The sequence below is a fragment of the Alkalispirochaeta americana genome (genome assembly GCF_900156105.1).
Taxonomy (GTDB): Bacteria; Spirochaetota; Spirochaetia; order DSM-27196; family Alkalispirochaetaceae; genus Alkalispirochaeta; species Alkalispirochaeta americana.
Map to the genome: position 1 here is coordinate 1 of NZ_FTMS01000057.1, position 1,289 is coordinate 1,289.

Sequence of the window (1,289 nt, forward strand, 5' to 3'; positions counted from 1 at the left end):
TCCCCCCGGTGGGGCGTGGTCTACATCCTTCCCATAGCCGACCTGAACGCTCCCGTCCAGGAGCTCACGGGGATTATCACCACGATCTTTCTGCTGGCCCTGATCACCCTGGCCCTTACAGCCTGGGTTCTGGCAGGGAGAATCGCAAAGCCCATCCGCGCCGTAGCTCTGAGTCTGGACGATGTGGCCCAGGGCGAGGCGGATCTGCGGGTTGCTCTGGAGGTGAGCGGCCGCGACGAGGTGGGCCAGATATCGAGTAACTTCAATACCTTTCTGGGGGTCCTCCGGGAGATGATCGGGGGAATCCGGGGCGCCACGGACCAGCTCTCCCTGGTGGGGAGCGATCTCTCGGTGAACATGGAGGAGACCTCGGCGGCGATCACCCAGATCGCTGCCAACGTGGCCAGCCTGACCGATCAGGTCCTGAACCAGTCAGCGGGGGTCTCCGAGGTAACCGCCACGATTGAGGAGATCAGCCGAAACATGGAGAGCCTGGACGAGCAGGTTCAGAACCAGTCCTCGGTGGTCACCCAGAGCAGCGCCGCGATCGAGGAGATGATGGCCAGTATCCGCTCCGTGGCCGAGCGATTGGACAAAAACGCCGGCTCCTTCCATGAACTTCTTCAGGCGGCCGACCAGGGACGGGTGAAACTTGAGGGGATGATCGGCATCAACCGGCGGATCGCCGAACAGAGCAGCCGTCTCCAGGAGGCCAGCTCGGTGATCCACGCCATTGCCCAGCAGACAAACCTGCTCTCCATGAACGCCGCCATCGAGGCGGCCCACGCCGGAGAATACGGCCGGGGCTTTGCCGTGGTGGCTGCCGAGATCCGCAAGCTTGCCGAGGAGGCCGGGGCGCAGTCCAAGGTGATCGGTCAGGAGCTCTCGGCGGTCTCCTCGTCGATCCAGGAGGCTGTAGCCTCGGCCGAGGACGTCTCGGGGGCCTTTGCGGCGGTCCACAGCAGGATCCGGGAGGTGGACGAGAACGAGGGGCAGATCCGCAACGCCATGGAGGAGCAGAGCGCCGGGAGCGTGCAGATCCTGAAGGCTCTGGAGCAGATATCGGCCGTCACCGATTCCGTTCACGAGGGGTCCGGCGAGATTGTCCAGGCCAGCCGGGTGATGCTGGAGGAGATGGTGCGCCTCCAGGACATAACCCAGCAGTTGAGCAACGGTATGCAGGAGATGAAGTCCGGTTCCGACGAGATCCAGCAGGCCGTGACCGCCGTGGAGCAGATGAGCGGCAAGAACGGTGAGGGCATTGCCCGGGTCAAGGGCATTGTGGACCG

Annotated in this window: 1 protein-coding gene; it reads left to right on the forward strand. The window is 64.0% G+C overall.

Translation table 11 applies throughout. The annotated features are described in order from the left end of the window. On the forward strand, positions 1–1,289 hold a 1,289-nt coding region (locus BW950_RS14670), incomplete at both ends, for a methyl-accepting chemotaxis protein (RefSeq protein WP_143559292.1).